The 19770-nt window shown below is 42.6% G+C and carries 17 protein-coding genes and 1 pseudogene; 2 read left to right on the top strand and 16 right to left on the bottom strand.

Features of this window, described 5'->3' with window-relative positions:
• Positions 1-53: 53 nt before the first annotated feature.
• Positions 54-1046: pseudogene (locus FS818_RS15235) on the bottom strand (phospholipase D-like domain-containing protein); the annotation flags it as partial.
• Positions 1047-1428: 382 nt separating this feature from the next.
• Between FS818_RS15235 and FS818_RS15230 the strand changes: the two are divergent.
• Entirely contained in the window at positions 1429-1893 is a 465-nt protein-coding gene (locus tag FS818_RS15230) for a hypothetical protein (protein WP_145333019.1), read from the top strand.
• A 143-nt stretch (positions 1894-2036) separates the two neighbouring features.
• Here the strand turns inward: FS818_RS15230 and FS818_RS15225 are convergent, their stop codons facing one another.
• The 14 genes from FS818_RS15225 to FS818_RS15160 form a co-directional block, all read right to left on the bottom strand.
• Positions 2037-2321 (bottom strand): DUF4183 domain-containing protein, encoded by a 285-nt coding sequence (locus FS818_RS15225; protein WP_145333018.1) that lies wholly within the window; start codon positions 2319-2321, stop codon positions 2037-2039.
• 82 nt (positions 2322-2403) lie between these two features.
• The gene (locus tag FS818_RS15220) at positions 2404-3204 is read right to left on the bottom strand and encodes a DUF4183 domain-containing protein (protein WP_145333017.1); all 801 of its coding nucleotides are present in this window, start codon (positions 3202-3204) and stop codon (positions 2404-2406) included.
• A gap of 422 nt (positions 3205-3626) precedes the next feature.
• Entirely contained in the window at positions 3627-4289 is a 663-nt protein-coding gene (locus FS818_RS15215; RefSeq protein ID WP_145333016.1) for a hypothetical protein, read from the bottom strand.
• Between the two features lie 133 nt (positions 4290-4422).
• Entirely contained in the window at positions 4423-5667 is a 1245-nt protein-coding gene (locus tag FS818_RS15210) for a hypothetical protein (RefSeq protein ID WP_145333015.1), read from the bottom strand.
• A complete protein-coding gene (locus FS818_RS15205; protein ID WP_145333014.1) occupies positions 5657-6061 on the bottom strand; it encodes a hypothetical protein in 405 nt (134 codons plus the stop codon). Before FS818_RS15205 ends, FS818_RS15210 begins: the two co-directional genes overlap by 11 nt.
• A gap of 189 nt (positions 6062-6250) precedes the next feature.
• Positions 6251-6754 carry a hypothetical protein gene (locus tag FS818_RS15200; RefSeq protein WP_145333013.1) on the bottom strand — a complete coding sequence of 168 codons (504 nt, stop codon included), beginning with the start codon at positions 6752-6754 and terminating at the stop codon, positions 6251-6253.
• Between the two features lie 5 nt (positions 6755-6759).
• The gene (locus FS818_RS15195) at positions 6760-7950 is read right to left on the bottom strand and encodes a WXG100 family type VII secretion target (protein WP_145333012.1); all 1191 of its coding nucleotides are present in this window, start codon (positions 7948-7950) and stop codon (positions 6760-6762) included.
• A 322-nt stretch (positions 7951-8272) separates the two neighbouring features.
• Positions 8273-8749: a hypothetical protein gene (locus FS818_RS15190; protein WP_145333011.1), complete on the bottom strand. Its 477-nt coding sequence runs from the start codon at positions 8747-8749 to the stop codon at positions 8273-8275.
• A gap of 18 nt (positions 8750-8767) precedes the next feature.
• Positions 8768-9253, bottom strand: a complete 486-nt coding sequence (locus FS818_RS15185; RefSeq protein WP_145333010.1) for a hypothetical protein — start codon at positions 9251-9253, stop codon at positions 8768-8770.
• Between the two features lie 54 nt (positions 9254-9307).
• A complete protein-coding gene (locus tag FS818_RS15180) occupies positions 9308-9772 on the bottom strand; it encodes a hypothetical protein (protein ID WP_145333009.1) in 465 nt (154 codons plus the stop codon).
• 180 nt (positions 9773-9952) lie between these two features.
• Positions 9953-10192 (bottom strand): hypothetical protein, encoded by a 240-nt coding sequence (locus FS818_RS15175; protein WP_090917538.1) that lies wholly within the window; start codon positions 10190-10192, stop codon positions 9953-9955.
• A gap of 18 nt (positions 10193-10210) precedes the next feature.
• Entirely contained in the window at positions 10211-11440 is a 1230-nt protein-coding gene (locus tag FS818_RS15170) for a WXG100 family type VII secretion target (RefSeq protein WP_145333008.1), read from the bottom strand.
• A 219-nt stretch (positions 11441-11659) separates the two neighbouring features.
• On the bottom strand, positions 11660-13114 hold the full coding sequence (locus FS818_RS15165; protein WP_145333007.1) for a DUF2207 family protein: 1455 nt from the start codon (positions 13112-13114) through the stop codon (positions 11660-11662).
• Between the two features lie 169 nt (positions 13115-13283).
• Complete coding sequence (locus FS818_RS15160) at positions 13284-13784, bottom strand: DUF4362 domain-containing protein (protein ID WP_145333006.1); 501 nt, start codon at positions 13782-13784, stop codon at positions 13284-13286.
• A 196-nt stretch (positions 13785-13980) separates the two neighbouring features.
• On the opposite strand from FS818_RS15160, the gene FS818_RS15155 reads away from it, so the two are divergent.
• The gene (locus FS818_RS15155; protein WP_186375497.1) at positions 13981-15600 is read left to right on the top strand and encodes a stalk domain-containing protein; all 1620 of its coding nucleotides are present in this window, start codon (positions 13981-13983) and stop codon (positions 15598-15600) included.
• Positions 15601-15849: 249 nt separating this feature from the next.
• Here the strand turns inward: FS818_RS15155 and FS818_RS15150 are convergent, their stop codons facing one another.
• Positions 15850-19671 (bottom strand): glycoside hydrolase family 2 TIM barrel-domain containing protein, encoded by a 3822-nt coding sequence (locus tag FS818_RS15150; RefSeq protein ID WP_260989884.1) that lies wholly within the window; start codon positions 19669-19671, stop codon positions 15850-15852.
• Positions 19672-19770 lie beyond the last annotated feature (99 nt).

Raw genomic sequence — 19770 nt, 5'->3', positions numbered from 1 at the left:
AAAATAATATTATATAAAAAAGTAAAGATTATTCCTCTTTTCTAACTAAACGATAGCTGTTCCAGCACTTCCTTTTGATAATCGTAAGGCTGGATATCGAGGTGGAAGTGTCCGGATGGGTCTTTTTTGCGATTAAGGGCTGCTCTCAGCTGTGCCTCATGCTCCTGATCCTCGGGGATGTACCTTGTAAATTCGCGTTCATTCCAGTAACTCTCGAAGGTTGCTTCGATCTTGCGTAGGACATCCAGGGAATCCTTCTCGGTCACCTTGAGATTCCACTCCATGCCACTGGTCAGGGCGGGGTTGGAAAGGTTCGAAGAGCCGACATAAGCGGTGGTAAATCCGGTATCGCGATGGAAAATGTACGTTTTGGCGTGCAGCCGGGTGACTTTGGTATCATACGAAATCTGGATTTCGGTGTTCGGTAATTTGCTAAGTTCGGTAATCGCCTTGAGGTCGGTTGCCTCCATATAGGTGGTTGTAATGATCCGCAGCTTGCCCCCACCTGATGTGAATTGCTGAAGTTGTTCCAACAGCAGGCGAAGCCCACTGAATTTGATAAAAGACACCAGCCAATCGATCCGGTCGGCGGTCACGATCTCTTTTTGCAACTCCAGCAGCATACTTGGTTCAGACTTGGCCCCTGTGAATAACGAGCTTTGGGCAATCGGCGTATCCGGGCGAATGATTTTGGTATCCCGAATGGCACGAATGCTGTTTAGCTTGGAATATACATGGGTCAGCACTTCCCCCTGCTCATCCAGTTGCAAGTCGTTATACTCCTCTTCTCCCAACGTGCCTTTCAGGGTCGCAATAATCTCATTGCAGGTTCTAATCTGCTCTAATACGGCCATCTTGTCTTCCGTCTGTTCCCGTATAATCTTAAGCGCTCTCCGGGTCACCGCCGCCAAATACGTGGACAGCAATTTACGCGCTTCCTCTGCGTCTAGTTTCTCGGTCCCAATATGATACACATCCGGGTCAAGTGCTGAAATCTCCTGTCTGGTGATTGTGTTGATAAGCTGTTCATATATGCCTTGTTTCATAAATGTACCTCGCGAAGGTTAGGATGGTTGTGGATATGTAGTTGCACTCTATATGTAATATCTTTAGAGTCTTCTATACTATTATCGACAAATGAAGAGAACTTTTCATTATAGTTTACGATTTTAATAATATCTATCAATATAAGGGAGCATATGGAAGCAAGTTTAAGATAGGGTGTGGATACAGTACAACGATTAAGATGCACAGGATGATATGTCAAAATACACCTATATTCCACATTTTACATGTTCATAATTTGTATATACAATGAACGACTGTTATATCAAATTTATGAATCCGCAAGTTATACCTAAGCATAGTTAGAAATAAAGAGTGCACAGACTCTATATGTCCTTTATTAAAAAAGGAGCACGAAACTTTATGAATAAAAAGAACATAGTCATTGCCCTAATCATTGGTATCCTTATATTCGTTCTTCCAGCTGTCTTTTACTTTTTCACCGGATCATCAGAAGAGTCAGCGCTGCCTGAACCTAATATCCCGACTCAAACCAAAACCGTAAATGGCATCACGGTCACGTTACTCCATGCAACGTATAACAATAGCGAGTTGCAGATTGGATATGAGATAAAGGGAGGCGGACAGTCCGAGAATGATTTGGGATATTCCTTCTATAATGAAGGTGAACCTTTCGCTGAAACTGTAAGTGGAGACATTCTAAAACTCGGAGACAAACATTATTACATTACAACAAGAACGGATCAAGTCCGTGATCTACCAGAAACATTGAATCTTACTTTTGAGATTAAAGCACGTCCGAACTCGGCCGAACAACATAACATTTCTATCCCATTTGAACTTGTGCTAGAGAAAGAAAAGAGTTAATTCATGATCCGGATTCATCCCTCAACTTCTCACGCATCCACGGGATTCTTACACCTCTTTATTCTGATCGTTAAAATAAGAAAAACGGCTCCTATCATAGATAGAAGCCGTACAATGCTTTGTTAAATCACTTTAGCCAATCCTTATGACACTACAAATTGCACGACAATTGGGGTGCCATCGTTCAATACATCACCGCCGGGGATGGTAATTGTAGTGGCGGTAACCGAGGATGTATCTGCTGTTTGCATCAGACCATTGATATACAGGTTGTAGTAATTAAATGTAGTCGGGAATCCTGTAGCAGCAGTACCTGCATCGTCGGTAAAAGTTGTCGCAGCGATTGCAAACGTTGCTCCGGTTCCTGTTCCATCCCCTATAGTCGCAGCGAATCTTAAACTGTTCTGAAATGGTGTAACAAGTGGCATGTTTCTCACCTCCTACCTGACATAGTATATGTAGTAGATTTGAGAGTAGTGAAGGCAGAGGGATGAGATGATATAACCATTTTCAATTGTTTAGGATTACCGCTGTTAATTGAACGATCTCAATGATAACTGGTGTTTCAGCAAACAGGACACCGCTTTGAGATGGAATAAATAAATTATCCGCAGTTAACACATACGAATTGCCAGGTTGTACGATTCCATTAATATAAAGATTGTAGTAACTCGTCATGCCGATCCCTGCAAATTGAGATATACTTCCTCCCTCATCATTAACAAATTCACCAGCAGCAACTGTAACCGAGTTCGACAAATCCAAATCAGTGTCAGGGAAATAAAAGTAGCGGTCGGATGTAGGAATGATCTGAATTCCGGGGACACTGCCCGGCGGGCCTTGCTCACCCGGAGGACCCGTTGGTCCTTGCACTCCGGGAGGCCCCTGCTCACCTGCCACACCCTGAGGACCAACCGGACCTTGAGCTCCCGGACTGCCCGGCTCACCGCGTTCGCCGCGAGAACCAGCAGGTCCCTGCACTCCAGGGGGGCCTTGCTCACCTGCGACACCTTGAGGGCCGACCGGACCTTGGACTCCCGTGCTTCCCTCTTCACCGCGTTCGCCGCGAGAACCAGCAGGTCCCTGCACTCCGGGAGGCCCCTGCTCACCTGCGATACCTTGAGGGCCATTCAGGCCTTGGGCTCCCGAACTCCCCGGTTCACCGCGTTCGCCGCGAGGACCAGCGACACCTTGTACTCCTGAACTGCCTGCTTCACCCTGCTCCCCCCGAGGGCCTGCCAAGCCTTGGGAACCTTGTTGTGCGATCAGTCCCTGCGTTTCAGGAAGAATGACTGTTTTGGTTTCCTCCATTTTAGCTGGGTCCGAATCAATAATGAGCTTAGAACAGGCGGAATTAACATCGCTTCTTTCAGGGATTGCAATATTTCTGTGTCTGCGGGATACTTTCTTTTGTCTAATACGCTGCTTGTAAGCACATCTTTTTCTTCCCAAAGCTTTACGTATGGCATACCTTTTCTTACGTTTTCTCGGAATATTGTTATAGCGTTTCGTTGAAGAATGTCTCTTTCGTAATGAGTGGAGAGTCGTTTTCACCTTGTTCGTATGCTTCAAAGTCGCCACACTCCTTAGGCCAGTAAACACTGTATATATGCCCTATACTATGTCTTCTGCACATGCGGAGAGTGTGCGAATAACTATGACCACAGCCCAATAAAAAAGAACTACAGCTTGTGCTATAGTCCTTCCTCTTACCTGTTTCACCCTTATTTTCTTTAATCGTACCTGGGATTCAACGCATCTCTCCAAACGTCATCTTCCACGAAATCAATATTTTTCTCCTTAAAATAAAACCGTTTCTCTTGCTCCAAATCATATAGGATTTGAGGCCAGTCCTTCTCTTCGATCACTGTCGTTTCAAAGTCTCCGACGATATTCAACCACCACTGATTTAACTCTTGGTAGCCCTGTATTCTGGCTTTTAGTTCAGCGGATACAGGATAATTGCTGATATCCAGCCTTTCGAATGTCATCTGCATCCGGCGAAGCGCCTGCGGCCATATGTCTCCTACTTCTATATGATTGATAAATAACGGCGCAGGTTTAGCGAGCCAATTCGCTTGCTGACTTAGAGTGAGATTCATGAAGTTATATTTATTGATGATCTGCATCATATCTATTAGACCGTAATAGACTTGCCTTGCCTGCTCTCCGTCCTCAACCATCTCGTTTATGATTTTGTCATCCTCCAGTATGCGGTCAAAAATACGATCATTCGTGATGATCGCACTTTTCATATCAACGATATCTTGGCGGATATTCATAGTCAGGTACTGTTCATACATCTTTTTTTCTTTGTAGAAACTGTAAGTTAGAACAAGCAAGATCACAAACGCAAGGCAACAACCGATCTTGAAAATCCGTTTTTTAAGGATCATGGCGAGATATTCTCCTTGGATTTTATAGTAAGAAGCACCTCTACGTTTATGTGGTAGAAGTGCCTTAAGTCTCTCATCGTTTTAGTTGTAAGATTTCATCTAGATCATTCCCCGGCCCATGTAACACGAACGATTACTTCGTTATCTTGTATTTGATCAGATGATATCGGCCGTCGCTAACCACGGTACGATAGACCACATTTTCGGATGCATCATATGTGAAGTTACTCTTATGCACATCATCTAAAACAAAGTATTTACTAAGCAACATTTCTCCATTATCTTTCATTAGTGTATACCGTTCTCCCCATTTGCCATTAATGGTTCCAAAGTCAATGTACTCAATATAGCCATCGTTACGATAGAAGCTCATTAAATAGTTAGCATTAAGCTCTCCTTCGTAATCATGAGAAAAAAGCTTTTTGAAGTTATGGTCGTATACCGTGAAATTGTGTTCAGTTTGGTTTTCAATTAATAGTTTACTTCCGGTTGAATGCGTAGACATGCTCATGTTTCTATCCAGCACGGTGTCCCATTTGAGTTTACCATTCAATCCATAAGCCATTAATTTCTGTCCACCATCTGAATTGGATCTAGCATATTCTATAATCAGTGTGCCGCCACTTAATTGATGATACTTCGTAGCATAGAATCCACTAAACTTTTGAGTGTTTATCGTAAATAATGGCTTTTTCAACGATGTTACATCTTTGAAAACCTCGATTTTATTCTCACCTTTAAAATGAAGTACATAACCAGAATTCAATACCTTCGTATTAAAACCTAATACCGTTTCGCTTGTCACTATCCCATTGGAATTTAATGTAATAAAACGAGATTGATCTTTAAGACTATCCGTTTGTTGCAGAACAATTCCATTTTTATACGGATAGATATTGGAGAAACCTATATCCTTCTTCTCGAATAGACGCTTTCCTTTCGCATCTAAACTGAGAATGTTAAACGTTTTTCCGCGATTCGTAGAATACTGATAGAATATACTGCCGCTTTCGTTATAGAACCAAGTATGATTTAGGGGGTAAAAATTCTTCACTTTATTTTTAATGTCATACGTCCAAGCTAGTTTCCCTGTCTTCTTATTTATCGTGTATAGGCTGAAGTTATTACCAGATACCTTGGCGGGATTTAACATCACAAGCTGAGCAGCACGATTAATAATGTCTAGTGGAGTGTAACCCAGATCAAAGCTCAGATAATTAATTTCTTTCGGAAACGTATGTATCCATTCCTGCTGTAACCCTCCGTGCTCTTCTAAGCTTAATTCGTCAAATTCTGCATACATCTGATTTGTACTGACTAAATACAATGTTAAAACTACGAAAATCGCTATTAATCTTTTGGATACTTTACCTTTCAATACGACACAGCCCTTCTCTTATTTTATGGCTACACCACTTTATATTATACGGCTTTTGACTAAGTCTCAAAATGTCATCAGCCGTGTAATACCATTCGGCATCATCAAACCACAAGTAATCTTCCGGATGATCTTTAAAATACTCCACAACAAACTTGTAAATGAATTCATAATCCTCGTATTTTATATTTTCAATGTCTACTGCCCAAAAATAATTCTCGTCCTGTGTAAGCCATGTAAAACTGTCAAGTGAATCCTCTTCGATCGCATTAACGTTATAAGTGAAATACTTCAAACCTTCTTTATTCTGTATACTTTTAAACGTGGATTCATCTACATCAGAAAGTGTCCCTTCCCCGGATGAAAAGAGTTGCCCATTGTATTTAAGTTTCACTAAAATGCAATACATATTTGCTTGCTTTATCAGCTGCCTTCTGAAAATCTTCAATAGCCTTCTCAGGGAAGTAATGTTCTATGTTTTTCAAAATAATTAAGAACGCACTTTCTCATAACCTCCTCTGATTCAGAAGCGTTAGAAGAAGCATACTATCATATCGTTTGCCTCATTGAATGTAATCAAATTTTAAGATGTTATATTAAAGTCTTCTTTTATATAAGAATGGTTAAGCAATTTGAGCTTTTCTTCTGTAAAATTTTTAAGCTGATCATGATCCAAATTAGAATTAATAAATATCAATCCATCATGTTTTCTTATTAGCGGGAAGGAGCGCTCATCTAGCAGAAGTAAATCTCCTTGATTTACTTCTGCTAATCTACCCACTAACTCAATTAGCTTCAACCAACCTTCACTAAATTTCTGTGAGTACAATTGAATATTAATCAGCATGTTAGTATCTACTTTATAGTACTTAAAATTGATATTTTGATATTCGTCAATATCGTCATTATCTAAATCAAAGTCTAGACTTAGATAATCAGATTCAATATATACATATGGATAACCTAACTTATGTTGCAACTCTTCAAACTTAGCTTTATTTCCTGTAACTTCTTTCATTATTGTAAATAACCTATGACCTAACTCTTTAACCCCGGTACTATTCTTTATATATAGTTCGTAATCCATTTTGTCTACCTCCCGAATACTTTGTTTATTACACCATCTCTTATCACTACAAGCTCATCCAAGTGTTTTAAATTAGCTTGTGGATTTGTCTGTCTTAAAAGAGTTTCTAATAATTCATCTATTTTCGCACTAGGATAGTCGTCCAGATTAAGGACAATCCTCTGCGCCTGACTCTTTGTTTTGTTCTTTATTTTTGCAGAGATACTATCTATAGGAGTATTCGAATCCGGTGAATAACAATCAAAGATTTTCCCTTCAATTATGAAGTCCGGATTCTTTCCTTTTTTGATACCAAACCCATTCCCACCAACAACTTCATCCAACATTTCAATATCATAACCCTGATCTGCTAATAAGTTAGCCGATTCATTTTGTCTTACATTTCCTCTTCCACCTTCATTATTTGCGTAGTTTCCTTTAGGTTTTCCCCCTTTTGGCATTGATGGTTCTATAAGATTATTCATGCTGTAATTTCCCTTAAGGTTACTTTTCCATGCTTCCTTCTTAGCTCCTCCTCCACCCGACCCGTGCTGGTCCTTCGAGTGTAAGGCTTTGCCAAAGATAAAATAAGAGAGAGCTTGACCGACCATCGCACCTTTAACATAACCTGACTCGTCCTCGTCGAGTTGTTTCTTCTTTTCATCCACAAACTGCTCGATGTCAGACCTTGCTGTTCCGTTGCCCCAGGCCGCATCCCAAGCAAACGCGAGTCCACGTCCAGCGTCAACTACCTTACCTAGAGTCATCGCATAAGCCAAACTGCCTAATGTGCTTAACGGATTATAGATGAGTGCTTCGGCTGTCTCGCCCAGACCTGTAACGGTGTCACCAATGGCTTTGTCCACGGCTCCAGTGAAAAAACTTGGTTTCAACTCATTGGGGATGTACAGAGCCACCTCACCTGTGCTGTCTGTCGTCCTGAAATTATTCGCAATGAAGGTAAACTCCTTCTGAATATTATCCAGCATGCCGAGTGTTGACGGGAAAACATGCTTCACCTCCATAAAATCCCAGAAGAACTTTTCTTGTGTAACCCCAGACCATTCGGATTGTAGCATATTCAGAGATTTATCCAGTTCACGGACCATTCGGTCCAAATCCAATTTACATTGCTGAACATAACGTGCCTTGGCATCCAATTCATCGGGGTGTACCTGAATCCGCAACATGCCGTTATCACCACCAAACCTGTTCATAGTCGTTATACCTAAATTTTAACAAATGGAAATTGTCTTTGGAATTGAACAGAAGGATCATTTTCTTCCTCAGCAATTCGGTAATTAGGTAACTACTCTACACAGCCAAGATTGCGCATTCAAACATAGGTTCTATAATAATGAATCACTTCTACGTGTATGTGTAGAAGTGCCTTTGCCCCGTATTATTTCAGTCGGTATTTCAATCCAATTAATGTTTCCTTGGAATGATTAGTTGGATTATGATTCAATTTATTATGGAAATCATTGAGCCTTCATACTACTCTCTCTTAATGCATTAGCAAAATTCAAGTAAGTACTTTTAAAAATCTATGGGATTCTTATAGCACCATTCATTGTCCAATGGCTTATTTTTTATTTTTTCTAAATCCTCTATTGTATAAAACCAGTTATCTTCAATCCATACTTTTGCAGACGGATATATTTTTAAAATTCCATAAAGTATCTTAAATAATAAATCTTCATTCTCATAGAAATCTTCAGATACGAATGCCTTAAAATATTGGCATTTAGAATTATCCCAATTAAAGTCTACAGTTTGAAATTTATAAGGCTCATCATACAAATTCCAAGGTATTTGCCTTGAATAGCTGTCTTCAAACGGAATGTCACTAATATATATTGAGCAAAACTTTAATTTCCCGGTTTCATCATACTTGTCATAATTGTTAGCAAAGTAGAGCCCGCAATTAATAGATATTTCTCTAATATTTTTTAATAAATCGCTTGCCGAGATACTTTCTCCTTGCCTAAATAATACAAAAGTTGAAATTCCCATTATTTCAGCCCTCTTAACTCAAATAACTTTTTCACTACACCACTTAGGGTTATACGGTCTTTGACTTAGATTAAAGATATCATCAGCCGTGTAGTACCACTCAGCATCATCAAACCACAAGTAATCTTCTGGATTATCTTTAAAATACTCCACTACAAACTTGTAAATGAATTCATAATCCTCATATTTTATATTTTCAATGTCTAATGCCCAAAAATAATTTTCGTCCTGTGTAAGCCATGTAAAACTGTCAAGTGAATCCTCTTCGATCCTATTGACGTTAAAAGTGAAGTACTTCAAACCTTCTTTATTCTGTATACTTTTAAACTTGGATTCATCTACATCAGAAAGTATTCCTTCCCCAGATAAAAAGAGCTGTCCATCATATTTAAGTTTTACTAAAATACAATACATATTTGCTTTATCAGCTGTCTTCTGAAAATCTTCAATAGCTTTCTCAGGGACGTAATGTTCTATGTTTTTCAAAATAATTAACGAACTCACTTTCTCATAACCTCCTCTAATTCAGAAGGTAACCAATCATTTGCATCCAATTTTCTAGCTTGATAGCTCCTTTTCAATATAAGGATAATTAAGTATACTCAGCAGGCTTGAAGTAATTTGATACTTATCTAACCGATTATTTACCGTTAAAGAACCATTTTCCATTCTAAGTAACTGGGTAGAACCATCTTCTAAGAATAATAGATTCCCTTCCGTATTCTTCATAAGTTTACTAATCACTTTGAACAGATGCCCGATACCCTCATTAAAAGTACGGCCAAACAATTGAATTCTAATGCATACATTCAAAGCCAGATTATAATGTTTTTGAACAAACGCGATATCAGAAACATCCTCAATCTCAATGAACGATGTAAAAAATTTACAGACAACTACGATTTCATCTTCGTTAATTTGGAGTGAACCGTTCTCCTTAACCGTTTCAGTAACATATTGATTAATCATTTCTCCTAAAGATCTATGATATAAACTGGATTTTACAAACAATTCATAGTTCATAAGCTTGCATCCGAATCAATCAATATTTTAGCAATATACACTGCATCGAAAATATAAATAACTCATACTCCATATTCATCTACCTCTCGAATTGTCCGTTCCCACCGTGTACCTCATCTAACAATTCAATATCGTATTCAAACAGGTCAGTTAGAATGGCTGTTAATGGAGACAAAATGGTTATAATTCTGGATCAAGTATATATCGTTTCTTTAATTTGTTTTGTTCATCAAACACATAGATAGTTTCACAATTAGGACAACGCCATACACTGTTTCTTGGGTTAGGTAAATCTATAATATCTGTAATATCACTTGTGATTTCATCCCACTCACGATCTGTATAAGCCCATATAGTTACATCGTCTGGTGCTTGGCTGTTCGAAAGTACATATCCACATTTGCATTGAAAAGACGCCATTTATTCCATCCCCTTTTATTAATTTTTAATAACAGATCCGTCATTTATCCAAATCTCTGTATTTCCTTTTCCTCCCGTCTTTCTATTGATTATTTCTATAATCCGTTTTGCATCTTCAACTGTATATCCAACTTCTCTACCATCTATTACAACATTTTCTCCCTGTCTATTGATTGCCTCAATGGCTTTTTTAGAAGTGGTATTTATATTTTTACTTTTAGCTGTTTTCGCTTCAATAATTACTTCATCTACATTAAAGTCAGCACCTGGAACTAAGTTCCCATCCTTCCCCTTAACATCAGCTAACTTTTCTACATTTTTCCCCTCTCGGAGCCATCTATCAGCTATTTTAAATTCATCAACGTTCTTAAACTCTTTCACTCCTGATATAGTTCCTGTCCATTTTTCAGGATTAATAACTCCATCACGTGCTCTTTGCATTAGAGTATTTTTTTCAAAATCACTCAAATGTTTAAAAGATTTAATTATTTCCTTTTGTTTCTGAACAGTGCCTGCATTCCCTTCTTTTACATTCCCCTGCTCAGTCTCTTTCTTACCTCCCCCTCCTCCACCCGATTCATGACGTTCCTTCGGGTGTAAGGCTCTGCCGAAGATAAAATAAGAGAGGGCCTGGCCGACCATCGCACCTTTAACATAACCTGACTCGTCCTCGTCGAGTTGCTTTTTCTTCTCATCCACGAACTGCTCGATGTCAGACCTTGCTGTTCCGTTGCCCCAGGCCGCATCCCAAGCAAACGCGAGTCCACGTCCAGCGTCAACTACCTTACCTAGAGTCATCGCATAAGCCAAACTGCCTAATGTGCTTAACGGATTATAGATGAGTGCTTCGGCTGTCTCGCCCAGACCTGTAACGGTGTCACCAATAGCTTTGTCCACGGCTCCAGTGAAAAAACTTGGTTTCAACTCATTGGGGATGTACAGAGCCACCTCACCTGTGTCGTCTGTCATCCTGAAATTATTCGCAATAAAGGTAAACTCCTTCTGAATATTATCCAGCATGCCGAGTGTTGACGGGAAAACATGCTTGACCTCCATAAAATCCCAGAAGAACTTTTCTTGTGTAACCCCAGACCATTCGGATTGTAGCATATTCAGAGATTTATCCAGTTCACGAACCATTCGGTCCAAATCCAATTTACATTGCTGAACATAACGTGCCTTGGCATCCAATTCATCGGGGTGTACCTGAATCCGCAACATGCCGTTATCACCACCAAACCTGATCATAGTCGTTATACCTAAATTTTAACAAATGGAAATTGTCTTTGGAATTGAACAGAAGGATCATTTTCTCTCTCAGCAATTCGGTAATTAGGTAACTACTCTAGTCAACCAAGCTTGCACATGTATGCATATCCTATTTATTTTGTTGTATTATTTCTATTCCAGCTCCCATATGAAGATTAGGCGTCTAGTGGAAGCATCTTTCCAATCCAAAATAATTAATTAATCTCCACCGCCGCCCGAGTCCCCGCCTCCGCCGGAATCTCCGCTGTCTGATCCGTGGTGATGACCGCCCCCGCTGTAGCTATCCGTATTGACCGAAGTGTGACCGCTGCTTCCACCCGAATCCGGGAATAGCGTGGCGAAGACATAATTGGTACGATCAAACGGAAATTCTGCCGCAAACATCGCCCTGAATATACCTCGCAAATGCAAAGCTAGCACCAATAGAGGTGTATGTTTTAATGTTGTTAATCCAGGTACACTGTTATCTGATGCAGGTTCACGATCCGCAAGGCGTCTGAGCTCCGGATCATGATGTTGCTGTAACACAGACCATTCTGTTTTGCGCACGCATCGTGATCCAATGCCCAGCACCAGAGCAGTCTGAATGATCTGCTCCAGCACTTCTGCAGACTCACTCAAACGCTCGACTGGAATGCCTTTTCTGTATCGTTTACGCCAGTTACGCATAGAGGCCTCCCAATCTCTCGCAGACGGGGCAACTACTCTAGCAGGTAAGAACAAACGAACAAAAATGGACAGAAAAATCATACCGTACAGCGATGAAGTAAAAGCTGAATTGCCATCGATCGCCAAGGTAAGGCTGATCATTAATCCTACGCAAGCCGCTTGATAGAGCAAACGCACATGAATTTTCCGAATAGCCAAACACCAGATCACCATCGTAACTGCCAGACCTATCACACCCGGCACAGATACAGGCTCTACAAAACACACGATACCTGTAAAGAGCATCAGAATAGGAAACATGACATAGACAAGCAATCGCAAAAGCATCGGTGTTCGAATCAGCTGTTCCCAGCCTCTCGTCTCTACGACTTGTTCCTTCCACGACTGAACGCCTTCGCTCAGCGCCTTCTCTTTAAGCTGGTAGTACTTCATGGCTTCTCTCCGCTTACTTTCCCCTTCGCTTGGTCCAGCCAAAGCATCGAGCCTCAGCCGTTGTTTACCGAAACCATAGGTAGAGAACAACCATTGTAGCAGACCCTGTTCATCCGGCGAACTGCTAGCAACCGAAGATTCCACACTGTACTCCAATGTTGTTTTGGGTCTAAGTTGAGGATTGCTTTCCCCCGGGTCATTCCGATATCGTCCTTTGGTTTTCACAACTCGCATCGACAATATGCCTTTACGTGTTAAATGGAACATGGTCGCCTGCGTGTCCTTCAACTTCAGCTGGCCCTTGCTCCGCAAATAGGCTAGAAATAACGGATCTGCTTGCTCCACTTCTTCGTCTGTAAAAGGCCCCTTGCTTAAGCGAGCCCTCACCCAGAGCAGTAACTGAACAGCAATAATGCCCAGAAGCACCCACATGATCCCTTCCATAAACTGCTTCAACCATGCCTCCTGCAAGATCGGGGCCAGCTGTCTCTGGACAAGAACCGAATGATAGAACTGAGATGAAGCTTGCCAATCTGTTAGTGCATTTCTCATGTGATGATCCCTTTCATAGGAAAAATAAAAGTTCGGTAATCTACCCTACTCTATATAAACCTGTTCATATCCCAAAAGAATCCCAACCGAGCACCTCTTTTTTATAGGTACTCCTTTTCGTGTTCATCCTTTCAGAGTCCCTCCTTTCACATTCTTCTTTCATGCTTTATCATTCTTGACTCCTCTCTTCCTCCTGCATGTTTGGAATGTAGAATACATTTTGCTTTTCACAATCGGTTAAAACGTACACTGATTCTCCTCGCTCGATTTTGGTCAGTTCCAATCCCTTGCAAGTATTCGTCGTGATCTCTTCTCTGGAGCCATACTTATCTCTTGTGGCATCATAGGTGGATTGAAACAGCGTACCGTCATAGATTAGCTCATGGATGATGGGATCGCCTTCAATCGTATACATGGTGACCCGGACATGATCCGGTTGATTCTTTTTCACATTTTGCAAAAAAGATTCCCACTTATCTCGGTTTCGCATCTGCCCCAAAAGAAAGACAACATCTCCACTTTCTGCTGCTTGCTCCCCGTTATGCGGCTCGACTATGGCAGGAAAAGGGCTTCTTTTCTCTACCGGATCGGCAGTCTGCTGCGAATCATTCGAACTACAGCCTGTTGCGAGTACAACTGCCAAACATAACATCATTACGTATTTTCCCATTGCAATCACCTCATATGTACAACGTGACCCGGGCTGGATAGGTTACATTTTTTGAAAATGAGTGTCCAAACTCTGCAACATCCCCTGCAACTTTTTTGTTGAAATCTCTTCAAAACGTGTAACCTTTATGCTAGTTCTTACGTTTATTTATCAGCACTTCCATTTTTACCATCATCCTTCCAAAAGAGGCGATCTTATGTATTCCGATAATCAAGCTAATCATGTAACAACAGAAAAAGCATCCTCTTCCTCGCTGGCCAATCCGGCCCGCACGCAACAAAGCACATCCCTTCGCCACTTCGGTAAAATTCTGGTTTCAGCTGGTGTTGTCTCTACTTTGCTCATAGCTACGCTGCCTTCGGTCTCTACTACGTACGCAGCCAAGGACGAGCAGGCTTTCACAGGGAGCGCTCCAGATCGAGCAGTCTCGGCCTTCTCTTCAGGCTCCTCCCCCGAATCCTCTGTAACTTCCAATACAGCTCAGGAACTCCACTACACTCAAGTAGCAGGAGGTTACTATTACACGGTGGCGTTAAGAAGTGACGGTTCTGTCTGGACATGGGGACGAAACCTGTTAGGAGAGCTGGGAATCAGCGACACAGTGAGATTTCGCCATACATTCAGTCCTGTCCGTATTCCGCGGTTATCCACTGTCACCGCAATCTCTAACTCCGGTGGGGGATACAGTTTAGCTGTTCAAACAGACGGAACCGTGTGGCAGTGGGGAGATGGCAGAACCCCCAGTCAAGTTCCTGGCATCACCGATGCTAGAGATGTTACCGCAGGATCTTTCATGAGTGTAGCCCTCCTTCGGGATGGTACCGTTCAATCCTGGCAGACCCCACCTCAGAAGCTTCCTAACACGATGAACGAGGAGGCGGGGAAGAAGCCCACCCTGCACCGAATCAGCGGTTTGAAAAATGTCGTGCAAACCACGCTTTCTGGTTACGATGGATATGCGTTGAAAAAAGACGGTTCTGTCTGGACATGGAAAGAAGCGGATAAAGCGGGCAGTCCCCCTTCCAAAGCAAAGCCAGTCAAAGGATTGACCAATATCACGTTCATCACGAGTAAAGGCGGGCAACTGATGGCGCTCGATTCGAAAGGTAGAGTCTGGAGACTGGATGGGCAAGGAAAACGGATTCCATATCACCACGAACTTAAAGTGAAAACGTTGGATGCAAGCTCCAATTATGTCCTTCTGGTGACTACAAAAGGCGAGGTGTACAGCTTCGGAAACACCGTAACGGGCAAACAAGGGAAAATAAAGCAGTTATCGGATATCAAAGGTGTGTCTGCCGGGTACTACCATAGTCTTGCACTTTCCTCCGATGGAAACGTCTGGGGATGGGGTGGTGACAAATATCAGGAGGCAGGTGCACCGGCCACATCACCGGGGGGCATGGTGTACATCCCTGTTCAAGCTAAGCTAGGTACAGATATCTATGTGAACGGCAAACTGTTGCAATCCGTATATCCTGCCGTAGAAACGAGCGAAACGCTCCAACTTCCGATCAAAACGATTGCGTTAGCACTTGGAGCAACATTTGAAGTGCATACCGCGGATGGATTCATAAGCCACTATACCTTAAAATATAACGATCGGATCATTACGATTAAACCGAATGAACTTCAATACACGGTATCTAGCTTGAATAAGCTTGAACCGCAGGAAGAACAGGTCATATCACTACGTGAACCCATAGGCAACTACTCTGGAGCTACCACAGCACCTTATGACATGTTACAGGGGCTTGGGCTGAACGTAACCTGGGACAGTAACACCGCCAAAGTAACGATTGATGAAGTCAAGTAGAGTAGAGTACTACAGGCAATACCAGATGCGATGCACATACGCATGTAAATCAATACTTGTAGAAAGCTTAGAATGCTGAGCATACACACGAACTGAAAAAAACCTCCTGAAATCAATGGCTGTTAAGAAGCAACATCCGAGATTTCAGGAGGGTTTATTTATTTTCGCTAGAGGTGTTTTTTATATTTATATGCTCGTATAATTCGTACGTATACGAAGCATGTGTACTTAGGTAATATGCGCTCTTCCTTATTCCTTCTCGAACCGGAACCAGCCAAAATCAAACTGACTACCTGGCAGAAAAATAAAAGTTACCTTTTGCTCCCCATATACCGGTTCTAATTCAAATGTCCGTTCCTCGTATCCTTCCGATTGGGTGAACTCCACGAGTTGATTGCTCTGTCCGTCCGCACCCGAGAAGCGGATATGAATCGTGTTTTTATCTATCGCTGAAGCGCCATAGATCACTAGTTTGGATGCACCTTCACTCGTGAAGTCCATCTGCTCAAACTCCAGCGAAACGTTATTGCCTATGCCTGCCACACGGTCGTCCTCAATCGTGAACGTATCTCCGTACAGATGATCGCAAGACGCAGCTACATTAGTTTCAAAAGTCCTGCTTTGGCGTTCAAATGAAAAGCCCTTAATATGAATCTTCTGTTGCAGCACAAAACAGATCGACGTAATGCCGCTGAGTCGTTTGGACAGACGGTACGTCTCCTCCTGGTATACATTCCATATCGATTCCTTGTCATATATAACATCGGCAATCATCACACTGCCCTCTTCACCCGGCATACCTTCCCAGATTTGAAGGAAATACGTTTCACTCGACAGCGCAAAAATGGGAATCGTGATCGTATCCGAGCCGTATGGGCCGAAGTCGATATTCCGGAAGCCCACATGAGTTTCACTGTCCCTGCTGGTAGCTACGCCACGTTCATTACCGTTGCCCACATCACCTTTGGTATAGTCGTACAGACCACCTGAGATAAATCCATATGGATCTTTGTAGGCTGTACCCAAACCTTCTGCTTTGAACTCCAGTTGGGAGATGAGTTTGGGTTTGTCTGTACCGTTGTTGCTGGTTGCACGCAGGCGGAACGCCCCGTCGCCCATAGCTGATACTCTGACCCTATGCCTTTTCTCGTCTACGTCTACACTCTGTGAACCTGGCTCGTCGCCCGTTCCAGAAGCGATCACTTCCACCTTGGCAATATTGGACACGATGCCAGCATCGTTTACAACAGACCATTGCACATCACGATAAGTGGTATCCTCCGGGTACAGTTTGGCTGTAACCATCACTTCCGGGTTAGAGGCATCAAGAATCTGTCCTGATTCACTGATGATTTCAATTTTCCGCAGAGGTATTTCCTGAGCGTTGCCCGTCAGTACCGGACGCTTTTCATTTTTCATGAATACAGGTTTCGCACCCGCTGTTATGGATTTTCGCCCCTCATCCACTACTTTAGATTCGAATGTAGCTGTTGCTCCTTCTAATCCTTCCGAAAACACCTCGATCTGGATTGTTCCTGCCTCATGGGTTGAACCGATAATCGCCATCAATTTACCGCTGAACAATCTTCTGCTTAGCCCTTTATACGGGTCATAGTCCGTGCTATCCCCGTTATCCAAACCGAGCAAACGTCCCGCACCGGACACCTTCACCTGCACACGGTTATTCGCATTGTGCACCGGATGACCTGCTTCGTCTTCAACCGAAATTTCCACAAAAATAAGGTCTTTGCCATTGGCTTGCAACTCCTGTCGATCCCCGAGCAGTCGTACTTTCTTCGCATCGGTAAAAGAACGCTGTTCATCGGTAGCAATCACCGTACCATGCTCATCATAAGCGATGGCTTTCAGCTCACCTTCCTCAAACGGTACTTTCCACCAGCCGGACAACTGGGTTCCATGGGCATGGTCGATATCATACGTTCCGATGGTTTCGCCATTGAGTTGCAATTCAATTTTGGGTGCGTTACTGCACACGCGAACATCAATGATCTGACCAGGGCTGAAATCCCAGTAAGGGAATAGATGCACCATTGGACTTTTTTTATAATCCGTCCAGGCGGCTTGATAAATGTAATACGAGTCTTTCGGAAACGTAGCCGTGTCCAGCTGTCCAAAATATGAATTCTTCGTATGATACGGCGTCGGTTCGCCGATGTAATCGAATCCTGTCCACAGGAATTGCCCCAGAGAAAACGGATGATCGCGCTCAGCGATGATGCAATACTCCGGCGATTTCGCTCCCCAACTGGTCGTGCTGTTTCCGAGTGCCGAGCACTGCTCGTCATCATCGTCCAGAACAGGTTGTTCGTATGGGAAGTGATAAATGCCCCGACTTTGCACGACCGAAGAGGTCTCACTGCCATAGATAATCCAGTCCGGATGCTCGGCATGGTGCTGGTCATAATATTTTTCCGCATAGTTGTAGCCAGCCAGCTTCACGATATCCGCACATTTCTGAGCATTTTCCCAAGGCATGTAGTTCGAACCAATCGTCACCCGTGCGTTTCCTTTCGGATCAAATTCCTGCACATACTCCATCAGCATGCGAGTCACTTCCTGGCCGCGCTCATCCGCATGGGTATCATAGATTTCGTTCCCGATACTCCACATGATCAGACTGACGTGATTCCGATCACGTCTCACCCAACTTCTTACGTCGGCATGTGCCCACTCGGTGAAAAACCTGGCATAGTCATACGGCGTCTTCGCCCGTTCCCACATATCAAATGCTTCGGACACCACCAGCATGCCCATCTCATCGGCAAGTTCCATGAACTCTTTCGCCGGCATGTTATGCGCGGTTCGAATTGCGTTGACCCCCATCTTTTTCAGCAAAACAAACCTTCTTCTCATCGCTGTCACGTTAAACGCAGACCCTAATGCGCCGAGATCATGGTGTTCGCAAACACCATTCAATTTCATTTTGACATCGTTGAGGTAGAAACCTTCGCTAGCATCCAGTCTGACCTGTTTGAATCCGATCCGCTGTGGTATAGACTCGATAACCTCCTCAGGCTGCTCTTCCGAGATCAGACGTAGTTCTGTTACGAGATCATATAAGTGGGGTACGTCCGGACTCCATAAGTTGGGATTGAGCACATTAAGCTGCTGGCTGTTTGTAAACTGAATTGGTTGTGCATGTACTTTAGCCCGTTCATGCGCTTTAGCGCGTTCATCTGCATCTCCCATTGCACTAATATCCGTACTTGTATTGGTATTCGCACTTGTAAGATTTGTACCTCGATCCGTCCCCGTAGCGGCATCCGCCACAATCTCCGCCTGAGAGAATGCAATGACCTCACCTTTATATAGAATCGTATGGATCAACTGCGCACGTTGATTCTGTTCCAGACACAGCTCTGTATCTACCTCCACCTGCCAACCATCCGGTTGCTGCCGCATAGAGACATAGATACCATCCGTTACGATGTGGTTGCGACTTCTCGTTTTCAGCCACACATTACGATAGATACCCGCCCCGGAATACCACCTGCTGTTCGGACTCTGATGCACAACTTTGACCAAAATTTCGTTAACCCCGTCCAACAACGCATTCGTAATTTCGTGCTCGAACGCAGAGTAACCATACTTCCACTCCCCAACAAACTGTCCGTTCACATATACGGATGAATCCATATATACCCCATCAAAACACAGAATCACCTGCTGCTGATCATGCTTCACATAATGAAACGTCTTACGATACCACCCGATACTGTTCTCATATAAATCCAGCGTATTATAGATCAGCCAATCATGGGGAAGCTCAACCGCCTCGAAGGAAAGCTTAGTCAGATCAATAGGCTTAGTAAGTTCAGTATCAACAGTAGGGTCAGTAGAATTGGGAAGATCGGTAAAGTTAGCAAGTTCAGTGGAATCAATAGCATTAATAGGGTCAATATGATCCGTTGGCTCAGTGTGATTAGTTTGCTCAGTAAAATTCACATCTTCAATATTTTCAGTTCCTGTATAAGGCTCCGTCAGCTTCGCAACACTTAAGTCACTTTTGGCAAATTGCCATCCCTCATTAAAAAGTCTCTTCACATTCATGTCATTTCTCACTCTCTTCTGGTTGAATAGTTATTACGTTTAACTGCCTGATTTCATTCCCATATCGAAAACCTTTTCGTTAAATGATAAAAAGATACA

This window comes from Paenibacillus xylanexedens, from assembly GCF_007680605.1.
Lineage (GTDB): Bacteria > Bacillota > Bacilli > Paenibacillales > Paenibacillaceae > Paenibacillus > Paenibacillus xylanexedens_B.
This window is presented reverse-complemented; position numbering and strand designations above follow the sequence as displayed.

Bases quoted from the DNA above. Each gene is read 5' to 3' on its own strand.
- FS818_RS15230 (WP_145333019.1), top strand. From the start codon at position 1,429: ATGAATAAAAAGAACATAGTCATTGCCCTAATCATTGGTATCCTTATA.
- FS818_RS15225 (WP_145333018.1), bottom strand. From the start codon at position 2,321: ATGCCACTTGTTACACCATTTCAGAACAGTTTAAGATTCGCTGCGACT.
- FS818_RS15220 (WP_145333017.1), bottom strand. From the start codon at position 3,204: ATGGAGGAAACCAAAACAGTCATTCTTCCTGAAACGCAGGGACTGATC.
- FS818_RS15215 (WP_145333016.1), bottom strand. From the start codon at position 4,289: ATGATCCTTAAAAAACGGATTTTCAAGATCGGTTGTTGCCTTGCGTTT.
- FS818_RS15200 (WP_145333013.1), bottom strand. From the start codon at position 6,754: ATGGATTACGAACTATATATAAAGAATAGTACCGGGGTTAAAGAGTTA.
- FS818_RS15195 (WP_145333012.1), bottom strand. From the start codon at position 7,950: ATGAACAGGTTTGGTGGTGATAACGGCATGTTGCGGATTCAGGTACAC.
- FS818_RS15190 (WP_145333011.1), bottom strand. From the start codon at position 8,749: ATGGGAATTTCAACTTTTGTATTATTTAGGCAAGGAGAAAGTATCTCG.
- FS818_RS15180 (WP_145333009.1), bottom strand. From the start codon at position 9,772: ATGAACTATGAATTGTTTGTAAAATCCAGTTTATATCATAGATCTTTA.
- FS818_RS15175 (WP_090917538.1), bottom strand. From the start codon at position 10,192: ATGGCGTCTTTTCAATGCAAATGTGGATATGTACTTTCGAACAGCCAA.
- FS818_RS15170 (WP_145333008.1), bottom strand. From the start codon at position 11,440: ATGATCAGGTTTGGTGGTGATAACGGCATGTTGCGGATTCAGGTACAC.
- FS818_RS15165 (WP_145333007.1), bottom strand. From the start codon at position 13,114: ATGAGAAATGCACTAACAGATTGGCAAGCTTCATCTCAGTTCTATCAT.
- FS818_RS15160 (WP_145333006.1), bottom strand. From the start codon at position 13,784: ATGGGAAAATACGTAATGATGTTATGTTTGGCAGTTGTACTCGCAACA.
- FS818_RS15155 (WP_186375497.1), top strand. From the start codon at position 13,981: ATGTATTCCGATAATCAAGCTAATCATGTAACAACAGAAAAAGCATCC.
- FS818_RS15150 (WP_260989884.1), bottom strand. From the start codon at position 19,671: ATGAATGTGAAGAGACTTTTTAATGAGGGATGGCAATTTGCCAAAAGT.